We start from the raw sequence: 20,818 nt of genomic DNA, 5'->3' as shown, positions 1-20,818 counted from the left end.
CGCGCGGCAGGCCATCCCGCCCGTGCAGGAGTTCTCGGTGGGCGGGTGGCCGATCTACCGGCTCCGCCACTGGATGAAGGAGTGCCTCGAAGAGGAGGGTCACAGCGACACCGCCATCGAAACCCGCATGGGGCACGAGATCGCCGGGGTCAAGGGCCTGTACGGCAACCTGACCCTCAAGATGGAGCAGAACATCGTGGAAGCCCAGCAAGAACGGTGGGACCGCTTTTTACCGGGCAGCAGAGGGCCTCTGGGTGCCTGCGCGCCGTCACCGACGAGATCATGTACGAGATCCTGCAACTCTCCGGCCAGGAGTACGTGGACGAGTACGCGAACGAGGCCAAAGCACGGCAGCAGGCGCAGCGGGGGCTGGTACGGCGGTTCCGGTGAGCGTGCGGCTGGGTGGGACGTTCCGCGGCCGGCCTCATCAGCCCGCACCCGCCCCGATGACCGGCGAATGGCCGACGGACGGCCGGCAGATGACCGGCGATCAACACGGTCAGCGCAAGGAGCGGATCGCCGGGCTTGTGGCGACCAGGCCGGCGCACGTCAGGACGGCGCTGCCACAGACCAGGAACAGCGCCGTCGTGCCGTACGGGAGCAGGACCCCGGCGATCACGTAGGAGAACGGGTCGAACGCCACCGTGGCCAGAACGACGAGGCTGAGCACTCGGCCCTGCAGTCGCGTCGGCACGCGCTCCTGCAGTGTGGCCACGATGACCACGCCGAGGAACGCGGATCCGACGCCGATGAGTGAGACGACCGCCGTCGCGGCGGCGACATGGGTGACGGCGGCGAGTGCGGCCATGCCCGCGCCGATCGCCGCGACCCCGCCGACCACGGTCCAGCCGCGCCGGGCGGGCGGCCGCCACCCGGCCGTCAGTGAGCCGGCCAGTGAGCCGGCACCGAAGCCGGAGAGCACGATGCCCAGCGATCCCGCGCCACCGAGGCGCTGGTCGGCGAGCACCGCGCCGCCCACGAGGACGGGGCCCACGACCGCGATGTTGATCAGGGCGACAGCTGCCAGCATCGCTCGTACCAGCGGTTCACGCCAGGCGTATCCCAAGCCCGCGCCGAGGGCACGCACACTGTTGATCTGTTCACCGTCGGTGGCGTCCGGGCCGGTGCCGTCCCCGGCGCCTTCACCACGTCGTACCACGCGGATGAGCGTGCTGAGGGCGACGGCCGCCAACGCGGCCATCGCCACGATTCCAGCGAGCGTCGCTTCGAAGCCGACTGCGGCGATGGCTCCGGCGGCCACCGCCGGGCCGACCAGGTCGCCCCCCGACTCCGCGCCCTGCACCAGCCCGTTGACCCGGGTGAGCTTTCCGGTCGGTACGACGGCGGGCAGCAGCGCCAGGGCCGCCGGGAAGTAGGCGGCGTCGGCGGCGCCGAGCAGCCCGGCGAGCAGCGCGACCGTCGTCACCGATGGCGAGGTGAAAGCGACCAGGGCGCCGAGGGCGAGCAGGACGGCGACCCGGAGCCAGCAGGCGCCGGCCGTGACACGGGCGGGGCCGAGGCGGTCGACCAGTACTCCCGCGGGAAGCAGAAGCACCGCTCGCGGCAGCGCCACGGCCACGAGCACGAGCCCTGTGGCGATTCCGGGTTCCGACAGTTCGAGCACGAAGAGCGTGAGCCATATCAGGAACAGCGCGTCGACCACGGCCGCCAGCCCCTGGCCCACGACCAGTCGGCGCAGGTGCGGATCGCCGAGCGGTGCGCGTGGAAGCGGTCGGGCGGTCGGCTCCGTCGTCATGGCCGGCTCCCCTGGCCGTTGGGTGGGGTGGTTCCTCGCGAAAGGCTCGCCGGGTTCAATCCCAACTCCGTACCGGGTAGCGGGACTGGCGCGCGTTCGCGTCGATGTCGCGTCCCTGCTCGGATCGCCCGGTGGTCTTCGTATCGGGCGCACCCGGTTGCGCCGCACCGGACCTGGCCGCCTCGCTCACTGATCGACAACATGTACACATCCACTCGCAGATTCCGGTGGGACGCGCTCCTCGGCCGACGGCGGCGCACCGGCGCGGCCGCCGGGGTCCACGCTGCGCGTCACTACGCGATGTGCGTGCCCCCATCGACCGTCAGGGTGGAGCCGGTGACGTAGGACGCCGCGTCGGAGACGAGGAAGACCAACGCCGCAGCGAGTTCCTCGGGCTGCCCGATGCGGCCGGAGAGGACCCGCGGCATCATCGCGTCGAGGTAGCCCTCGGCGTAGCCGTCGGCCATCGGGGACGTGAAGAGGCCCGGTGCGAGGGCGTTCACGCGGATGCCCTTGCCGGGGGTCCACTGCTGGGCGAGATCGCGGGTGAGCCCGAGGAGCCCGGCCTTCGACGCCGAGTAGGCGGCCTGTGGCAGGCCGCCGGTGACCAGCGCGAGGATGCTCGATACGTTGACGATGGCGCTGCCGGGCAGCATCACGGCGCCCGCGGCCTGGGCCATCCAATAAGAGCCGTTGAGATTGATGTCGATGACCTCGCGGAATTGCTCCGGTGTCTCCTCCGTCGCGGGCTGTTCACTGCTGATCCCGGCGTTGTTGACGAGAATGTCCAGCCGCCCGAATGCGTGCATGGCCGCGTCGACCAGCGCGCGGCAGTCCTCCGGCCTGGCGACGTCGGTACGCACGGCGACGGCCCGGCGGCCGAGCCTCTCGACGGCTGTACGCGTGGCCTCCAGCATCTCGGTCCGCCGCGCCCCGAGCACGACATCGGCGCCGGCCTCGGCCAGCGCGGTGGCGAAGGCGATGCCCAGTCCGGAGGAAGCGCCGGTGACCACGGCGACACGCCCGTCGAGCCGGAAGCGGTCGAGGACGCTCATGGCTGCCTGACCCTAGGGGGAACCATTTTGTGCACGGCACATCTCCCGGAGTGAGTCTTGTTCGGTGCGGGCCATTCGGCAGCGGTGGCCACCTCGTACCTGTCCTCGGCTTGCGCGGTGGTCTCCACGGGTGGCACGTCAGATCCCGAGGCGCCGCCGGTAGGTGAGGAGGGTGCGCAGGAAGCCTTCCATCTGCTCCTCGGTGTGGCCCGCGTGCGGGAACAGGCGCAGGAGCGCCTGGTTGCGTGCGACGGCCGGGTAGGAGAAGACGGGTACGAGGTAGCCGTCCTCGACGAACCACTCCCGCATCTGCAGGGCGGCGGCGTCGTTCCCGATCGGCACCGAGAGCATGTACGACTCGGTGGGCAGCGTCGGCGAGCCGGCCTCGTGCATCTGCCGGCGAAGTCGGGCGGCGTGCGCCAGGTAGTCGTCGACGATCTCCGGTGTGCCGGCGAGGACCTCGATCGTGCGCTCGGCGGTGTACGCGGTGGGCGGCTGGATGGCGGCCGTGAACATCGAGGTGCCGGAGAGCAGTTCGAAGGCGTCGATGGCCGCCGCAGGACCGGCGATCGCGCCGCCTTCCAGACCGATGGCTTTCGACAGTGACACCATGACGAAGTCGGCCCGCTCCCGGATCGCGGCCGCCTCGCGGGCGTACGGACGGTTCTCGGGCCCGTACACCATGAAGCCGTTCGCATCGTCGATCATGCTGATGGCGCCGTGCCGGTCGCACGCGTCGAGGATCTCCACGATCGGCCCCATGGTGCCGTCGGCCGAATAGAGGCTCTCGGCGATCACCACGGTCTTGCCGGGCCGGACGCGGCCCAGGATGCGTGCCAGGTCGGCGACGTCGTTGTGCCGGAACGCGTGGACGTTGCGGCCGTAGCCCAGCCCTTCGACGCCCTTCCAGATGCTCCAGTGGACGTCACGGTCGACGACGAAAACGGTGTCGTGATTACGCACCTCGATCCCGGCGTCGAAATGCGCGGAACTGCTCATGGCGTGGACGAACCCGATATTGGCCAGCAGCCCCGTGGCGAAGCTGATGGCCCGCTCCTTGCCGGTGTGGCGGGCGATCGTCTCCTCAAGAATGCGGTGTGGGCGGCAGATCCCCTGGGTCATCCTGGATCCGCTGGTGCTCAGGCCGTGGGCGAGCGCCCCCTCGGCGAAATACCGCCGTACCGGGACGTGGCGTTCCAGATCGAGGAAGCTGATACTGGCGAAATTCACCAGCTCGCGCCCGTTGCGGATGATGGTCGGGCCGACGGGGCCGTCCACCACCGGCGGTCGGTACGCCGTCTCGTGCGTGTTCGCCTCGACGAAGGCGGCGAAGGCCCACGGGGCCAGGCGGTCCACGGATGGCGCGGGGGTGCGGGACGCGGTCATGGTGAGGTGTCTCCTCCACGCTGGGCGCGGGACGGTAAGGGTTCCAGGGCTGCGGCAAGGTGACCGAGCGAGGCCGTTCCGGCCAGCTCGTCCGACGCGATCCCGGTGAAGCCGGACCGGTGGAGCAGCGCCAGTAGACGGGGGACGGCGACCAGGGTGATTCCGTGGTCGGCGAGGCAGCGGTTCATGTCCACGGTGTCCGGGCGGTCGAAGGAGCCGGCCGGCGGACCGTTGGGGGCGACGGCGGCCACGGCGGCGGCCAGAGCGCGTTCGGCGTCCGTCGTGGGCGGGCGCGATGGGACCCGTAGGGTTTCCGTGCCGCCGGTGGCGGTGTGCGGCCGGTCGGGGTGACGGTCGGATCCGGGGTCGGCCGGGGTCAGGACGTAGCGGCCCGGGGCCAGGATGCCGGGCACTTCGCCGAGGTGGTTCAGGACGTGGCGGTGCAGGTCGCCGGGGGTGACGTCAGGGGCGGTGCGGGCGTGCGCGACGAGGTGCGGTCCGTCGCCTTCCCGCACCACGGCCCCCTCCCCCGCGGCGTCGCCTTCCCCTGCCGCGTCCCCGCTGGGCGCTACCCTCACGTCGAGCACTCCGGGATGGCCGCGTATCACGTCCTCGACCTTGGTCAAGCACACCCAGCCCTGCGGGGCGCGCCACCACCCGGAGGCGGCCGGTGTCAGCGAGCGTGCCGGAACCGGGCACTCCGCACCGTCGGCGAGCGCGCGCAGCAGACCGCACAATCGGGCGGGCAACGCCACGGCCTGTCCGGCGTCGAGCAGCTGGTCCCCAACGGTGACATCGAGGGTGACGAACCCCGCGTCGCGGCTGAAGTCGACGTAGAGCGTCTCGCAGGGTTCGTCAGGCGCGCTGTTGATCCAGGTGGCGGCCCCGTCCGGTGGAGTGTTCGGCACGGGGACCAGGTAGTCGCGTGGCCACGCGTAGCAGTTGTACTCGATGGCGGGTACGGTCACGATGCCGCGGCGACGGTCCATGCGGGCCTGGGCGGCGACCAGTTCAGCGGGGCGCCACTGGCCGTGCCGGTAGGCCGCGGCGGAGGCGGCGACGACCGAGGCCACCACCTCGCCGAACGCCGCGCCCGGGCGGAGATCGATCTGTACCGGAACCGTCAGGGCCCGCACGCCGATGCTGTGCCGCAGAGCGGCCCGGGCCCGGTTGGAGACCACCACCGATGCGAGGAACCGGTGTTCGCCGGTGCGGGTGGCGACGTCGTGGGCCAGCGCCGCGAGCACCATGGCCTCCGGGCTGGCCTGATATCGCCGGGCGAGACTTTCGAGGTCGTCGTACGCGCGCACCGAGCGGTGCTGGAGGCGGTGCCGCCCGTTGCCGTCGGCGGTGCCGCCGAACGGGGCCAGTACGCCGGTCGGGTTGCCCGCGAAACGCCTGAGCCACTCACGTTCCGCTGCGCGGGCGCGTTCCGGGTGCTGGGTGGCGACCGTGTCGAGCGGGTGCGTGAACGCCTCCGCCGGTGTGTCGTCTGTGTCGTCGCCGCGCAGTCGGTCGTGCAGCTGGTTGATCAGTACGGCCAGCCCCCATCCGTCGATCACGACGTGATGGACGGCCACCAGGACCGCACAAGGCTTCCCTGCCTCCAGCAGCACCCTGGCGAGCCAGGGCGGATTTCGTTCGGGATCGATCGGGCGGGCAGCCAGCGCCGCCGTGGCGGCCTCCAGGGTGTCGGCATCGACGGTGGGGACGTCGATGTGGTCGACCGGCAGCGGGGCCCAGTCCGCGCGGTGGACGTGTTGTACCGGGCGGAGCGGGTCGATGGTGGTGCGCAGCGCTTCGTGGCGGGCGGTGAGGGACGCGAGCGCCGCGTGGACATCGGCGACGGTCGCCGAGGGCGGGACGTGGCAATGGTCGGCGAGCGGCGTCGGGTTCACCCGCCGTGGCGAAGGAATGGTGCGCTCGAACCAGTGCCACTGCTGCACCCAGGACAGCGGCCCGCTGCGGGTGACGGTGGCGGGGCTCGGGCCCGGTTCCGGAAGGTGGTTCACGGCCGGGACCTCATACTGCCCGGACCACGAGAGCGGCATGGTGGCCGCCGAAGCCGAACGAGTTGTCGGGGGCAATTCGGATCCGCCCGTGGTGCTGCGTGCGGTGCGGCACGGAGTTGGTGTCCGGGTCGATCGGCTGGTCGCAGTTGATCGGCGGCCGGACGTCGACCGTGCGGATTCCTGCGTCTGTCACTGGGGAACCACCTCGGCGTCGCGGAGCGGCGGGGGGATGTCGTCGGGAGCGACCGGCACCATGAGCACGGCGGTGCCGCCCTGTGCGCAGAACCGTCGCGCGGCACGGATCTCCTCGGTCAGTGCGGCCTTGTCGCGCAGCACTCGGTGGTGGATGTCCGGCGCATCCACCGCGGGCGGTGGCGCGCCCGGGCGGGTGAAGGAGTGGCGTTCGGCGTCGAGGCCGAGGCGGGCGCGTTGGGCGTCCAGCCAGCCGTAGCCGCCGTTGCACAGCACCATGTACAGGACGCCGCCGTGGGCCGGAGCGGTGACGGCGATGTCCGCGCGGGCCGCGAGGAACGCTCCGTCCCCGATGAACGCGGTGACCTCGTGGTCCGGGGCGGCCCGCTTGACCCCGATGGCCGCGGCCGCTCCAAAGCCCAAGGGCGTCTGCTCCGACGGGACGACGGACCCGCCACCGACGTGGAAGGGGAAGCAGTAGGACCACATGTCCTGCAGGCCGTTCTCCTGGACCAGTACGCGGGGTTCGGCGGAGGTGGCATCGAGTGCGGCGAGCAGTTCGGCGATACGGATCCCCGGCAGCGTCGCCGCGCGGGCCAACTCCGCCTCCGCGTCGAGTGACATGGCCTTACGGGCGGCGGCGATCTCGTCCGCCCACACCCCTGTCGCCTCCGCGTGCCCGGCCTTGCCGTCTTCGTCCAGCGCCCGCGACCAGCCGAGTACGGCGTGCCGGGCGTCGCCGAGCACGCGGGGGCCCGGGAACTCGGCCGACAGCCCGCCCGGATCGATGTTGACCTGCACCACCGCGACCGGGGGCCACGGCGTTCCGCCTTCGACGGCGGTCTCCTCAAGGCGTCCGGCGAGCGAGATCACCAGGTCGCAGGACGACCACAGCTCACGGGCGGGGGCCGCGGCGTACAGGCCCGCCACACCGCAGAACAGCGGGTGGCGCTCGTCGACGGCGCCGCGGCCGGACGCGGTGGTGAAGAGCGCCGCGCCGAGGCGTTCGGTGAAGCGCTCGACCACTCCGTCGTCGTTGCGGTGCCGCATTCCGCCGCCCACCAGCACCACCGGACGCCGGCTCGCGCGGACCGCCGCCAGTGCCGGTCCCGGCGTTACGGGCCCGGCCTCGAAGGTCAGTGGTTCGGGCAGTGTTGGCTGTGGTCCGGTGACGCGGATCTCCGACGTGCGGACGTCATCGGGTACTTCCAGGTATACGGGTCCGGGCGGTGGCCCCACCGCTCGGGTCAGCGCCGTCACCGTGGCGGGGACGACCCGGTCGGGGTGGCCCACCCGGTGTGCCCACCGCACGAGGGGCGTTACCGCGGCGACCTGGTCGAGTTCCTGGAATCCGCCGCTGCCCCGGCGCCGTTCGGGCGCGCCGGCGGCGAGGACGAGGACCGGCGCACCGGACTCCCGCGCTTCGAGCAGCCCCGTGGCCGCGTGCGTGACAGCGGGGCCTTTGCCCAGTGCGCAGACGGCGGGCCTGCCTGACTGCAACGCGTAGCCGGTCGCCATGTACATCGCGTTGCGTTGGTCGCGGCACGGTACGAGGTCCAGGCCGGCGGCGTCGAGGGCGCGCAGCAACTCCAGGTCGTCGCCGGGCAGCCCGAAGCAGGTGTCCACCTTGTTCGCCACCAGCAGGTCGACGATCGCGGACCACGCGTCGGCGTACCGTTTGCCCACCTGGGTCATGTCCCACGCACCGCGACAGGGGCAGCCGTCGGGAGGTTCTGCGCCACGGCCTGCGACATGAGCAGGGGTTCGGCGTGCCGCTCGCCGCCGTAAGCGAGGTAGTTCGCCCGCATCCCGAACCCGCCGAACGGGCGGTTGCCGTCCTCGGCGTCCAGCAGCGTGTGATCGACACAGGTGAGGTGGCGCCGGGACAGGACTTCCACCGTCTCCGGATCGTTTCCGTAGACCATCGCTCCCAGCGCGCGTTCGCCGAAGTAGGAGCTTGCCAACCGTTCACGCAACCGCCGTGCGCTCGGATATGCCACGACGTTGAACACCGGGGCGAACATCTCGTCGAGGGGAATTTTGTCGTCGAAGTCCCACAGCAGCACGGTCGGCTCGATCCTGCGGGACGGCAGATCGATGCGCCCGCCGTGCCGGATGCGACTCACCTGGCGCACCAGGTAGTCCGAGCAATGCACCAGCGCCGATTCGTAGGAGATCGGGCCGTAGTCGGCGGCAGGGTCGCTGTTCTGTCCAAAACGCAGCGCGGCCAGTTCGGCGGTCAGCAGATCGAGGAATTCCTCGGTACGGCCCTGCGGCGCGAACACGACGTCGGGCCCGAAACAGTCCTGGCCCGAGTTGTAGAGCCGGATGGTCGTGAGGTCGTGCACGGCGCGTTTGAGGTCGGCGTCGGGTGCGATCACGAAGGGGTTGATGCCGCGGCCGAAGAAGAGGAAGAGCTGGTCTTCCGCCAGCCCTTCGCGGATGGTCTCGGCATTGGAGTAATTGCCGGTGAAGACGATGAGGTCCGCCTCGCGCGCCGGTCCCGTCACGAACTTGCGCTGGCTGAGTTCGAAAAGCTCGATGGGTAAGCCGTGCACCGGCGCCAGCAGCTCGTGGAGGCGTCGCAGCTGGCTTTTGATTTCGGAGGACGGCCGGAAGGTGATGCGGTCGGTGTAAAGGGAGGCCACGAGCAGGTACAGCGCGTAGGAGTAGAGCGGAATGTTGGAGGGCATGAACACCGCGGCCCGCGGCACGCAGCCGGGCCGGACCCGCCGGATCTCCTCCTCCGCTCCGTCGAGGGTGGCGAGGAACGAACGGATCTCCGCGCCGGCGGTGCGGTGGGGCGAGATCTCGGTGAGGATCCCCAGCACCGCGTCTTGATGGCCGGCCACGTACCGGCGCACCGCGCGCAGCGCATCGGCACGGTCGGCGAAGGGGATGCGGTAGTCGGCCGCACCGACGGCCGAGCCGGACGCGATCGCGTCGGTGGCCTTGTGGTGCGGCGCGGGCAGCGAGGTCATGGCGATCTTCTCCAGTACGGCCAGGTCGGGCTTTCCCGTACGCGTGAGAGGCAACGCGGGAAGCACGACGATGTGGTCGGGCTGCTCGTAGCGGGCGAGCACCGGGCGCAGCACCCGTTTCCAGTGCGCGGGCTCGTGACCGTCCGGGTCCACGATCACGAACACCAGACGACAGCCCAGACGCTCGTCGGGGACGGCGACGACCTCCGTCCGTGCGCCGGCCGACTCGGCCCGCTCGGCGAGGTGGTCGGGGTAGAGCGTGTGGCCGTCACGGTGCACGGCGTGCTTGCGCCCGACCGGGAAGACGCGGCCGGCGTCGTCGAGCCGGCCGACGTCGCCGGTACGGTGCACGGGACCCGCAACCGGAACGATCTCCCCGTCATCGCCCAGCCGGCCGGTCATCAGGCCCTCACTGCGTACGACGAGTTCACCGAGCCGGCCGTGGGGAAGCGGCCTGCCGTACTCGTCGTGGACCTCGACGACCACGCCGGGCAGCGGTGTGCCGCACCCGACCGGATCGGCGAGGGTCGCCAGCGCGATGTTCCCCACTTCGGTCGCCCCGTAGCCGTCGAGCAGAGGCCGGCCGGTGCGGGCGTGGAACCGGGCCGCCAGGCTGCGCCCCAGCGGCGCGCCGCCCACGCACCAGGCCCGTACGCTCTGCAGCGCGGTCGCGAGAGCGGGACGGCGGTCGAGCAGGTTGAGCAGGCTGTAGTAGGTGGACGGGGCCGCGTCGACGATGGAGAGGCCGTGGTCCACACCGACCGCAAGCGCCCGGTCCAGGCGCGAGGCCGGCCCGTAGACCACCAGCGTGCCTCCGCTCAGCCACCAGCAGAGGACCAGCGACAGACCGTATTGGTGGGAGTACGGCAGGACGGGCAGGAAGACGTCGTCGGGCCGGTATCCCATGCGTTCCGCGCTGAGCGCGAGGTTGTCCAGAATCGAGCGGCCGGAACGGACAATGCCTTTGGGGCTGCCTGTCGTTCCCGACGACCACGAGATCGCGGCGTCCTGGCGCCGCGCCCAGCTCGCGACATCGGGCACGGCCGTCGTGTCCGACGCGGGCCGTGGCATCGCGATAGCGCCCGTACCGTCGCTGATTTCGAGCGCCACGCGCGCCTGGGCACGGATCCGCGACCGCTGGGACGGGGTGGCTCGGTGGTCGGCCAGGACCACCGATGCGTCGAGGTGAATGAGCGCGAGCAGCTCGACGACCCATTCCGGGGAATTGGCCCCGCTCAGCATCACCCGCGAACCGGGTTCGATGCCGCGGCGTGCAAGAAGTTCGGTGGCGCCGCATACACGGTCCACTATTTCGGCTGTCTCCCAGTTGCGTCCCCCGGGCGAGATCAAGCGCCTTGAAACGGGCAACTCCTACTCCTCGAAGCTTATTCGCGGGCCTGCCCGGACGCGCTTCGGAAGGGCTGCGGCCTGCCACGATGCGGGACGAAGGGAGTCGCGAACTGGCCACCTCGGCGAAAAGGGGTGTGTTCGGCTTTTCGGACGTACACGTTCGTCAACCCATAAGCCCGCGATAACATTTGCTTCTGTTCAAGAAGAACCATCTTGAACTATCGCATACCTGTAAGCCGGTGTCGAGATGGGTCCGTTCACGGCCGATGAGGCAAATTGAGCCGAAACGCCGCGCGTTCAGGTGTGCTGGTGGTGTGTCAGTGTCTTGGTGGGAGACGTGCGGGCCTGGCCTCCGAATGCAGGGAAAGCCGTTCGGTCGCCGATGGTGTCCACGCTGGTGGAGGAGCGGGACCGGGCGGAGTTTGCGCGCCGGTGCAGGATGCCGGTCAGGCCTGTGGGCAACAGGCGGGCGAGGTGGCGGGCGGGTGGCCGGGACGTGTTGCTGTACGACGCGACGTGGAGAACGCGGAAGGGCCCCCTGCGGATGCTCTGGCCCTGACCGAGCGGATCAGGCGGTGCGACGCGTTCGCCATCTCCTCCCCCGCGCCCACGAGGGCTTCACCGAGGACGGCCGGCTCGCCCACCGCGCCGAGGACTGCCGCGGCGGTACCGGCGTGGCCAGGCGGAGCCGTGACGCGGAGCATCGGCCAGGCATACGCGTGGCCCAGGACGCGCAGCAGCGTGCTGATCATCGGGGTTCGTCTCCTTGCCGTACGGCTCGTGGGTCTTCAGGTCTTCAGGTCTTCACGAAGATGTGGGTACCGAGTCCGTGCGGGATCGTCGTCCGCTCGTCGCCGGTCACCCTCACTCCGCCCTCGGTGGCCACGGCCGTGACCCGGTGGCCGGGCCGTATCCCGGCGCGTTTCAGGCGCAGCAGGACCGAGGGGTCGTTCTGCGGCAGTTCGCCGATCCGGATGACCGTCACCACGCTCTCCATGGCGGTGGCCGCATCCGCCAGGGTGAGGAGGGAGGCAGGGGCGGTGCCGCTCTGCCCGGCAGTGGGGATGGGGCTGCCGTGCGGGCACGTCGCGGGGTGGCCGAGGAGTTCCGTCAGCCGGCTCTCCACCGCGTCGGACATCACGTGCTGCCATCGGGACGCCTCGACGTGGATGTCCTCCCATCGCAGGCCGATCACGTCCGCCAGCAGGCACTCGGCCAGGCGGTGCTTGCGCATGACCCGTACGGCCCGGCGGCGGCCCGGCTCCGTCATCACCAGACGCCGGTCGTCGGCCACCCGCACCAGGCCGTCGCGCTGCATGCGGGCCACGGTCTCCGAGACGGTCGGCCCGCTCTGCCGGACCCTCTCGGCGATCCGGGCCCGCAGCGGCACCACCCCCTCCTCCTCCAGCTCGAAGATGGTGCGCAGATACATCTCCGTCGGATCGACCAGGCCGTGTGTCCTCATTGCCGTTCCTCCCCCGGGGTCCGTGGTCAAGCCGGCAGCCGCAGCCCCCGACGGCCCACCGACGGTGCCGATCGGCAGATGGCCGCTCGGCACCGTCGATGAACGACAGGCCCTACGGCCTCATGCGGCCAGGGCGCGGCGCAGGACAGCGGCGATCGAGGCGAGTTGCCGCTGCGACACGTCGGCGGACTGGAGCGCCATCGAGCCGTGGAAGGTGCCGGGCCACTGGCGCAGTTCGACCGACACGCCCGCCTGGAGCAGGCGCAGCGCGTAGTCGATGCCCTCGTCGCGGTTCGGGTCGAACTCGGCGGTGGCGACGTAGGCCGGAGGGAGACCGGCCAGGTCGGTGGCGCGCGCCGGCGCGGCGTACGGGGTGGCGGGCCGGTCGCCCAGGTAGTGGCCCAACGCCGCGGCCCGTACGGCACGGTTGTTCCAGGGCGTATCGGTGAAGTTCCGCGCCGACCACGTCTGCTGCCGGTCGTCGAGGATGGCCTCGTTGAGCAGTTGGAAGCGGATCGGCGGCCCCTGCTCGTCACGCGAGCGCAGCGTCATCGCGGCGGCGAGGTTCGCGCCGGCGCTGTGGCCTCCGACCGCGATCCGGTCCGGGGCGACGCCGAGTTCCGCCGCGTGTTCGTGTGCCCAGGCCAGTACGGCGTAGGCATCGTCCAGGGCGGCCGGGAACCGGTTCTCGGGCGCCAGGCGGTAGTCGACGGTGATCACGACCGCGCCGGAGAGGCGGGCTATCGGGGCGGCCCAGTGGGCCTCGGTGTCGAGGTTGCCGACGACCCAGCCGCCGCCGTGCATCCAGATGACGGCGCCCTGGGCCTGCTCCGGGCGGTAGATCCGCACCGGCACGTCCGGTTCGGCGGGCACCGTGCGGTCCTGGACCTCCAGCGCCGAGGTGTCCGCTGCCGGCCTGGCGGTGGCCAGCTCGGTGTAGATCTTGCGGTAGGCGGCCGGGTCACCGGGATCGGCCTTGGGCAGCAACGGGATGAATGCTTCGAGTTCGGGATCCATGCCGGTCATCCTCACCGCCGCCGGACCCGGGATCATCCGCCACCCGTCGGGTATCCGGCTCCGTTCACGCGCCGCTCGGCGCTCACCCGCCGTCCGCGGAGGCCATATCCTCCTGGCATGGAGGCACTGGCCGTACGGCTGTCGGGGTTCGATTCGCAGGTCGAAGGCGCGATCCGCATCGTCATGTTCTACGACACGCTGATGCGCCGGCGGGTGGATCTCCCGGCCCTCGCCCGGGCCTCGGCGGGCCTGGCCGAATGCGTGGCCGGGATCCGGCTCCACGGCACGGGGCGGACGATCCGCATGGCGCCCGACGGCAGGCAGGCGTCCGCCCCGCCACCACCGGCGTCCAGCACGGTGCCGGTCATCCTCGACGGGGAGGAGATCGGCGCGGTGTGGCTGGAGCGCCCCGGCCCGCCCGGCGCGCTCGACGAGGCGCTTCTCGACCGGCTCGCCATCGTCGCCGCCGCGGTCGCCGAGCGGTACGGTCCGGCCCGCACCACCATGGCCGACCCCGCCCTCGTCGAACTGGTCATCAGCTCCGACAGCGACGAGGCGGCCCGGGCCCGCGCGCTGCGGCTCCTGGGGTTCGCCGCCGACCTGCCGGTCCATGTCGTCGCCGTACGCTCGCGGCTCCCGCTCGACCGGATCGGCGGCCTGATCTGCCCGGCCCGGCCCGTGAAGGCGGCTCTGCTCACCGACGTGGGCGTCCTCCTGGCCACCACCGTGGACCCGGCCCTGTTTCCGGCAGACGTACGCGCGGGCATCGGCGCCGCCGAAAGCCCCGACCGGTCCTGGCGGCAGGCCCGCACCGCCCTCCGCTTCACCACCCCGGGCCGGCCCGTCGTCCATTACCGCGACCTCGGGGCGTTGGCGCTGCTTGCGCACGTGCCGGAGGAGTTGGCGCGGGACAACACCGACGTGGCCGCGATCGCCCGGCTCGCCGCCGACCCGGAGGTCCTGGAGACTCTGGACGCCTACTGCGCCACCGGTGCCTTGCGCCGGGCCGCCGACCTGCTCCACCTGCATCACAGCAGCGTCGCCCGCCGACTCGAACAGATCGGCAAGGCCCTGGGCATCGAACTCACCGAGCCCGCCGGGCTGATGCGGGCACGGCTCGCCCTCGCCACGTGGCGGCTGCTCGACGGCTGAGCCGCCCCTCGGCTGACGGAGTCTCCCCGCGGTCATAAAATTGCGCACCACGCATATTTGCGTGACGCGCAACTTCGGCTACTGTCCTTCCATGGGACTGCGGGAACGGAAGAAGGCCGGGACGCGCGCCGCGCTCAGCTGGGCGGCGCTACGCCTGGCGGCCGAACGCGGCCTCGACAACGTCAAGGTCGAGGACATCGCCGAGGCCGCCGGCGTCTCGCCGCGCACGTTCAACAACTACTTCTCCAGCAAGGGCGAGGCGATCGCCACCCACCACCTGGACCGTTGCCTGCGCATCGCCGAGGCGCTGCGCGAGCGGCCGGCGGAGCCGCTGTGGGACGCGATCACCCATGCGGTGCTTCCGCAGTTCGAGCCCGGCACAGCAGTGGCCGATCAGCCCGCTCCCGACCCGGCGAAGTGGACAGCGGGCGTGCGCACGGTGCTCGACGAACCGGCTGTGCAAGGCGAGTTGCTGCGGGCCGGGGCCCGTGCCGAGGCGGAGATCGCCGCGGCCGTCGCCGACCGCACCGGTACGGATCCGGAACAGGATCTGTATCCGCACCTCGTCGCATCCGCGGTCATGGCCGCGATCAACACCGCCATGGCACACCACCTCCGCACCGATCCGCCGGTCCCGGCAAGCCGCCTGCTCACCGACGCTCTCGCTTGCATCGCGGCGGGCCTGCCCGCCCCCTGACATCCGACCACGGACAGAGAGCCCGGCGGGCCGCCGGGCCGATGCCCCCTGCGCGGAAGAGGAACCCGCCCATGATCGACGTCGTCATCGCAGGCGCCGGGCCCAACGGCTTGATGCTGGCCTGCGAACTCGCCCTGGCCGGCGCGCGCCCGCTCGTCGTGGAACGCCGCACCGAACCGACCACCGAGCAACGCGCGAACGGCCTGGTCGGCCAGGTCGTCCGGATGCTCGACCGGCGCGGACTGTACGAGCGCCTCACCACGCCGGGCGCCACGCCCGAACCGACGCCGCGCTTCGTATTCGGCGCGTTCCCGCTCGACCTGCACGATCTGCCGGACAACCCGCTGCACACGCTGATGGTGCCGCAGCGCCGGATCCAGCGCATGCTCGCCGAGCGCGCCGCCGAACTGGGCGTCGAGATCCGCCACGGGCACGAGGTCACCGGCCTGGCGCAGGACGGGAAGTCGGTGACGGTCGAGCTGCGCGGACGGGCGCCCGTCGAAGCGGCGTTCCTGGTCGGCGCCGACGGCGGGCACAGTACGGTACGCAAGCTCGCCGGGATCGGGTTCCCCGGCGTGACCGCGGACGACTCCGTATCGCGCGCCGGTCACGTGAGCGTGCCCGCGGACATGGTCGGTGCCGAGGGCAGCCTGACCGTACCCGGTTTCGGTGTCGTACCGCCGTTCCACCACCTGCGCACCGCACACGGACTGATCACCTGGGGGCCGTTCCCGGACGGCGCTCCGCTGATCACCACGGTGGAGTGGGGGCGGCCGGCCGAGGGCGAGGCCTCGCTCGACGATCTCCGGGCCAGCGCTTCCCGCGTACTCGGCGTGGACGTACCGCTCGGCCCGCCCGCCGGACCGGGGCCGCACCTGATGAGGCGGTTGTCCGGCGGCAACACCAGGATCGCCGCGCGGTACCGGGCGGGCCGCGTGTTCCTGCTCGGGGACGCCGCGCACGTGCACTCGGCGATCGGCGGCCCGGGGCTCAACATGGGCCTGCAGGACGCGGTGAATCTCGGCTGGAAGCTGGCCGCGGCACTGCGCGGCCACGCGCCGGAAGGGCTGCTGGACACCTACGAGCCGGAGCGGGCCCCGGTGGCGCGGCGGGTCGCCATGCACACCCAGGCCCAATCGCTGCTCACCCGCCCGGGCGGCGATGTGACGGCGTTGCGCGAGCTGTTCGGGGAACTGCTCGTCCAGCCCGCGACCCGGCAGCACCTCGCGGATCTGCTCTCCGGTGCGGACATCACCTACGACATGGGGCCGGCGACCGGCCCGCTCGTCGGCCGGTGGGCACCGGACCTGCCGGGCCTGCGCGCACTGACCCGCACCGGCCGCCCGCTCCTCCTGGACCCCACCGGCACCCTCGATACGGGCGCTTACGCGTCTCAGGTCGACACCGTGACCGTCCCGGAACTCGACACCGCGCTGCTCCTCCGGCCCGACTGCTATGTCGCCTGGCAAGGCACAACCGACGATGGCCTGTACGACGCGCTGGGGACCTGGTTCAAGGCGGCCTGAACAGCATGACCGCAAGAGGGCATACCTGGTCAGACTGGACCGGTCGCCGCACCATCAGGCACGCTGGCACCATGGAGACCTTGCACCTGGTGCCCGGCGATTCCGCGGCCGAATCCCTGCGGGCCGCTCTGGGAGCCGACACCTCCGACGATCCCGTCGGCCCGGTCCAGGCGTACCCCGATGACCTCGGCATGGGGCCGCTGCGGCCGGACGATCCGGCGACCCGCGCCCAGTGGTGGCAGACCGTACTTCCGCACCGCCGGCTGGAAGGCATCCCGTCGGACGGACTGACACTGACGCAGTCCCTGACGCCGACGGCGTTCTGGGAGCGGGCCGACGCCGCCGGTCATCTGGTGGTGTGGTTCAGCACCGCGGCCCAGCACGAACTCGCCTTCTTCCACGCGATCTGCGACCGTCTCCAGGACCGGCCCTTCGACATGGTCCAGGTGCCCGGCCCGGTCGGGGCCCGCCACCCGGAAGAGTTCGTACCCCTGCTGGCCGATGCGCGCCCGGTCGCGGACATCGAGCGGCGCGCCGCCCGCGCGGCATGGCAGCGGCTGAAGCAGGAGAACGCCACCTTTCGCGTCGCCACCCCCGCCGGCCTCGTCTCCGCGCCGGAGGACCACTACGACGCCGCCCTCCTCGACACCGCCGGACCCGGGGGAACCGCCCTCGCCGTCGTCGTCGGCACCGTCATGGCCACCATGAACGTCCCCGACTCGCCCCTGTACTGGCGGATCGCGGCACTTGTGAAATCCGGCGCGCTCATCGCCGACGGGCCCCTGGTCAGCAACGGTGAACACGCGATCCGCACGAAGATCAAACGGGCTTGACCGGGGCTCCGGCGCCTTCGTGGCGGCGCGGGCGGGCGTTGCCCCGTACGGCCGTCAGGCGCTCCTCGCACCGGGCGGCCGTACGGGACTCAGCCGGCCTCGCGTCCCGCGCTCATGTCCTCGGATTGAGCTTCAGGCCGAAGTGGTTGAAGATGTCCGTCGCCTCGGTCCAGTACATGTAGCTGCCGGCGTTGGTCTCGTACGGGCTCGCCAGTGCCGAGACGATGCCGCGCGCCTGGCGTGCGGAACCGTTCGCCGTGTAGACCATGGAGCCGCTGTCGCCGTGCGCCACCGTCCAGCGGTTGCCGGGCAGCCGGGTCCCCTCGACGCCCCGGACCTTCCAGCCGGTGTCCAGGGTGTAGGTGATGTCGTCGTTGACGACCTTGATGCCGCAGACGGTTTCCTGCTTCATGAAGAAGGACGCGGCGCCGTTCTGGCAGACGAAGTCGCCGTTGTGCGAGTAGGCGACGCCGGTGACGGGCTTGTAGCCGCTCGTCTCGCTCACATCGGCGTTGTTGTCGGCGCCGATGAGCTGCTCGGCGTCCCAGTTGGTGGATACGCCGTTGACCGTACCGACGTAATTGCCGAGCTGGCCGTTCAGCCCGTCGTAGAACTTGCCGAAGGTGGGGGTGGCGCCCGCTCCGGTGTATATCTTCGCGCCGTTCGCGAAACAGTGGGCGGCGGTCACCATGACCGGCTTGTTGTCGCTCTTGCGTACGGCCGGGAGTCCGGCCGAGCAGTACTGCGAACCGTCGGTGAGCACGTCACCGGCGATGAACGGCGTGCCGTCCTTCCACCGCACATCGGCCCAGGTCCGGGCGGCGGGAGAGATGCGCTGCCCCTGCTTGAAGGCCACCGGGACATCGTTCGCCGGAGCGAGGCTCCGCGCGTTGGGATTCCGTCGCGCCGCGGCCGCCGTCCTGGCCGCCACGTCCGGCTTGTCCACCGCTACTTCCAATGCCGAAGCGTCGGCCGCGACCGCCACCTTGTGGATTTTGTAGGGCAGGTCGCCGGCCTTTTCCTGGGCGAGCAGCCGGTCCCGGGCTTCGTGCATCGCCTGCCGGGTGTGACCGGCTTTCTCGATGGTGATTCTGCCGGTGTCGATCCTGCGGTCGAGGGCCGACGCGGCTTTGATGAACTTCGCGGCCCGGGACAGGTCGGTCAGATACACGTGGACGGTATTCCGGGGAGCGTCGATGCGTACCCCCGCATAGCTGGCCGCCTGGCTGCCCGAGCCCGCGCGGTCGGCCGCGTCGGCTATCGCGCGCAGGGGCGCGAGCAGTTGCGCCTGCTTTTCCGGGGCCATCGCGGCTATTTGGGCCTCGGTGTAGCGCGTGTGCGGCGACGCCGGGGCGGCGTGGGCGGCGGGCGCCATGGTGGCGAACAGCGCGATACCTGCCGTGCCCAGCGTCAAAGCGGTCTTCATGGGTCTCTTCACTGGCCCCCCAGCTCGATGACGTGACCGACTCACCTCATGTCCCGGCGCCGTGCTGCGTCACGGCGGGGACGGAAGCGGTCGCGTGGTGACAGCGGGAGCATATAGCAATAAAAGAACTCACGTTCGAGCATTTCCGGGGGTGCCGGGAACGGCCGAACAGCCGCCCCGGGAATGGGGCGGCTGTTCATGGTGAGGTGGTCAGCAGTTGTGTTGTTGTTCCGATGCCGTAGAAGCTGTGCAGCGTTGGGACGGTTAACCCGTAGAAGCCGTATCGGGTTTGTTGTGCGCGCGGTGGTGCGTAGTCCCGGCTCGCAGTCGGCAGTCGGCGCATCGGCGTACGCCGTCGCATCGGCCGCTACGGAGTGGGCGGCTTCGGCCCGTCCTGCTCGGTCACGGTGATGGCCGCGACGGGGCACAGCCAGGCTGCCTCCCGGGCGGCGGCCCGGTGCTCGTGGGGCGGCCGCGGGCTCAGGAGCCGTGTCCGGCCGTCCTCGGCGTCCTGCTCGAAGACCTCGGGAGCGGTCAGGACGCACATCCCGGCACCGTAACAACGCTCACGGTCGACGCTCAGTTCCATGAACTCAGCCCTCTCCACGGTCCTGGCCGTCCTCGTCCCAGGTGACGAGGAGCTGATGCACCCCGTAGATGTTGGAGTTGGCGCGCAGCGGTACCTCCTCCGCCGGTACGGCCAGGCGCAGCGACGGGAAGCGGGAAACGAGCGCGGGGAACGCCACGCGCATTTCGACGCGGGCCAGCTGCTGCCCCAGGCACTGGTGGGCGCCGTGGCCGAAGGCCAGGTGTCCGGTGGCCTTGCGGTGCACGTCGAGCGTGTCGGGGTCGGGGAACCGGGCCGGGTCGCGGTTGGCGGCGTGCGCGGAGAAGGTGACCGTTTCGCCTGCCTTGATCACCTGACCGTGCAGCTCGATGTCCTCCAGCGCGGACCGGATGCCCACGTCCGCGATGGTGAGGTAGCGCATCAGTTCCTCCACGGCCTGGTCGGCGAGGCCCGGGTCGGCGCGCAGTGCGGCGAGCTGGTCCGGGTTGGTGAGCAGGGCGAACGTGCCGAGCGCCAGCATGTTCGCGGTGGTGTCGAGGCCCGCGCCGAGCAGCAAGGTCCCGATGCCGGCCAGTTCTTCGTCCGTGAGGTCGCTGGTGGTGAGGTCGCTGAGCACGTCGTCGGTGGGGGCCGCGCGCTTGGTGAGCACCAGCTGGTGCAGGAATTCCTGAACCGCGGCGTATGCCGCCATGCGGTCGTCCTCGGCGACGTCCCGGTCCGTGATGCTGAGCACGTGGCGCTGGAAGGTGTCCCGGTCGGTATAGGGCACGCCCAGCAGCTCGCAGATCATCAGCGCCGGTATGGGCTGCGCGTACGCCTCCACGAGGTCCAGCGGCCCCCCTCGGCGCGCCATGGCGTCGAGATGGTCGGCGGCGACCTGCTCGACGCGTTCGGTGAGCAGGCGCATCCGGCGGACGGTGAACTTGCCGGCGAGCAGCCGCCGGTAGCGGGTGTGCTCGGGGGCGTCGAGCCCGGTGAGGTCGCCGATCGGCGCCGGCGGCACCTCGGTGGAGCCGCCCGGGATCGGGTAGTGCATCAGCTCGTACCGGGAGCTGAACCGCGGGTCGGCCAGGATCGCGCGGATCACGGAGTGGCCGGTGGCCAGCCAGCCGAGGTGCCCGTCGGGGTAGCGCATCCGGCGCAGCGGGCTCTCCTCGCGCAGCCGCGCCATCCCCTCGTACGGGTCGAAGGGGCGGCCGGCGGTGCGGGTCATGGGCAGTTCGGTGACGAGGGCGGGGTGCTGAGAGCCGGGCTCCGGCTGTTCTGGCTGCTCCGGCCGTACGGAAGCGGGCGGGACGGAGGCGGCCGAGGCGGACGTGGGCGGTACGGACGTGAACGGGCAGGAGTCCGTAGGCGGTTCGTTGTGCATGGTGTCCTCCGGTAACGAGTGGGGTGCGGTGAA

17 protein-coding genes and 1 pseudogene are annotated in these 20,818 nt (G+C 71.2%); 5 read left to right on the top strand and 13 right to left on the bottom strand.

Annotated features, from left to right (window positions below; all coding sequences use genetic code 11):
• Positions 1-228: 228 nt before the first annotated feature.
• Positions 229-390: pseudogene (locus IH45_RS1000000146080) on the top strand (1-acyl-sn-glycerol-3-phosphate acyltransferase); the annotation flags it as partial.
• A 109-nt stretch (positions 391-499) separates the two neighbouring features.
• On the opposite strand, the gene IH45_RS0100960 reads toward IH45_RS1000000146080, so the two are convergent.
• From IH45_RS0100960 to IH45_RS0100915, 10 genes are all read right to left on the bottom strand, one after another.
• Positions 500-1,756, bottom strand: coding sequence for an MFS transporter (locus IH45_RS0100960; RefSeq protein WP_030659819.1), 1,257 nt, complete (start codon positions 1,754-1,756; stop codon positions 500-502).
• 293 nt (positions 1,757-2,049) lie between these two features.
• Positions 2,050-2,811: an SDR family NAD(P)-dependent oxidoreductase gene (locus IH45_RS0100955; RefSeq protein WP_030659817.1), complete on the bottom strand. Its 762-nt coding sequence runs from the start codon at positions 2,809-2,811 to the stop codon at positions 2,050-2,052.
• Between the two features lie 138 nt (positions 2,812-2,949).
• Entirely contained in the window at positions 2,950-4,197 is a 1,248-nt protein-coding gene (locus IH45_RS0100950) for an aminotransferase class I/II-fold pyridoxal phosphate-dependent enzyme (RefSeq protein WP_030659814.1), read from the bottom strand.
• Positions 4,194-6,209 carry a condensation domain-containing protein gene (locus IH45_RS0100945; RefSeq protein ID WP_030659812.1) on the bottom strand — a complete coding sequence of 672 codons (2,016 nt, stop codon included), beginning with the start codon at positions 6,207-6,209 and terminating at the stop codon, positions 4,194-4,196. Before IH45_RS0100945 ends, IH45_RS0100950 begins: the two co-directional genes overlap by 4 nt.
• Before the next feature lie 10 nt (positions 6,210-6,219).
• Complete coding sequence (locus tag IH45_RS0100940) at positions 6,220-6,402, bottom strand: hypothetical protein (protein ID WP_030659810.1); 183 nt, start codon at positions 6,400-6,402, stop codon at positions 6,220-6,222.
• Positions 6,399-8,096 carry a thiamine pyrophosphate-binding protein gene (locus IH45_RS0100935; RefSeq protein WP_030659808.1) on the bottom strand — a complete coding sequence of 566 codons (1,698 nt, stop codon included), beginning with the start codon at positions 8,094-8,096 and terminating at the stop codon, positions 6,399-6,401. The genes IH45_RS0100940 and IH45_RS0100935 overlap by 4 nt, the downstream gene beginning before the upstream one ends.
• Entirely contained in the window at positions 8,093-10,732 is a 2,640-nt protein-coding gene (locus IH45_RS0100930) for an aldehyde dehydrogenase family protein (RefSeq protein ID WP_030659806.1), read from the bottom strand. Before IH45_RS0100930 ends, IH45_RS0100935 begins: the two co-directional genes overlap by 4 nt.
• A gap of 446 nt (positions 10,733-11,178) precedes the next feature.
• A complete protein-coding gene (locus IH45_RS1000000148460) occupies positions 11,179-11,484 on the bottom strand; it encodes a hypothetical protein (RefSeq protein WP_158812830.1) in 306 nt (101 codons plus the stop codon).
• A 44-nt stretch (positions 11,485-11,528) separates the two neighbouring features.
• Entirely contained in the window at positions 11,529-12,197 is a 669-nt protein-coding gene (locus IH45_RS0100920; RefSeq protein ID WP_030659804.1) for a metal-dependent transcriptional regulator, read from the bottom strand.
• A 120-nt stretch (positions 12,198-12,317) separates the two neighbouring features.
• Positions 12,318-13,214: an alpha/beta hydrolase gene (locus IH45_RS0100915; RefSeq protein ID WP_030659802.1), complete on the bottom strand. Its 897-nt coding sequence runs from the start codon at positions 13,212-13,214 to the stop codon at positions 12,318-12,320.
• Between the two features lie 117 nt (positions 13,215-13,331).
• Between IH45_RS0100915 and IH45_RS0100910 the strand changes: the two genes are divergently transcribed.
• The 4 genes from IH45_RS0100910 to IH45_RS0100895 all read left to right on the top strand — a co-directional run bounded on the left by IH45_RS0100910 (position 13,332) and on the right by IH45_RS0100895 (position 17,422).
• Entirely contained in the window at positions 13,332-14,366 is a 1,035-nt protein-coding gene (locus tag IH45_RS0100910; RefSeq protein ID WP_030659800.1) for a PucR family transcriptional regulator, read from the top strand.
• A gap of 91 nt (positions 14,367-14,457) precedes the next feature.
• A complete protein-coding gene (locus tag IH45_RS0100905; RefSeq protein ID WP_030659798.1) occupies positions 14,458-15,063 on the top strand; it encodes a TetR/AcrR family transcriptional regulator in 606 nt (201 codons plus the stop codon).
• A 71-nt stretch (positions 15,064-15,134) separates the two neighbouring features.
• On the top strand, positions 15,135-16,589 hold the full coding sequence (locus IH45_RS0100900) for an FAD-dependent monooxygenase (protein ID WP_030659795.1): 1,455 nt from the start codon (positions 15,135-15,137) through the stop codon (positions 16,587-16,589).
• A 71-nt stretch (positions 16,590-16,660) separates the two neighbouring features.
• Complete coding sequence (locus IH45_RS0100895; RefSeq protein WP_050514413.1) at positions 16,661-17,422, top strand: DUF3658 domain-containing protein; 762 nt, start codon at positions 16,661-16,663, stop codon at positions 17,420-17,422.
• Between the two features lie 112 nt (positions 17,423-17,534).
• On the opposite strand, the gene IH45_RS0100890 is transcribed toward IH45_RS0100895, so the two are convergent.
• From IH45_RS0100890 to IH45_RS0100880, 3 genes are all read right to left on the bottom strand, one after another.
• Complete coding sequence (locus IH45_RS0100890) at positions 17,535-18,848, bottom strand: chymotrypsin family serine protease (protein ID WP_078897079.1); 1,314 nt, start codon at positions 18,846-18,848, stop codon at positions 17,535-17,537.
• A 367-nt stretch (positions 18,849-19,215) separates the two neighbouring features.
• A complete protein-coding gene (locus IH45_RS0100885; protein ID WP_030659789.1) occupies positions 19,216-19,437 on the bottom strand; it encodes a ferredoxin in 222 nt (73 codons plus the stop codon).
• 4 nt (positions 19,438-19,441) lie between these two features.
• A complete protein-coding gene (locus IH45_RS0100880; RefSeq protein ID WP_032916591.1) occupies positions 19,442-20,629 on the bottom strand; it encodes a cytochrome P450 in 1,188 nt (395 codons plus the stop codon).
• Positions 20,630-20,818: the final 189 nt, after the last annotated feature.

It is taken from the genome of Streptomyces rimosus subsp. rimosus, assembly GCF_000720725.1.
Classification (GTDB): Bacteria; Actinomycetota; Actinomycetes; order Streptomycetales; family Streptomycetaceae; genus Streptomyces; species Streptomyces rimosus_A.
This window is presented reverse-complemented; position numbering and strand designations above follow the sequence as displayed.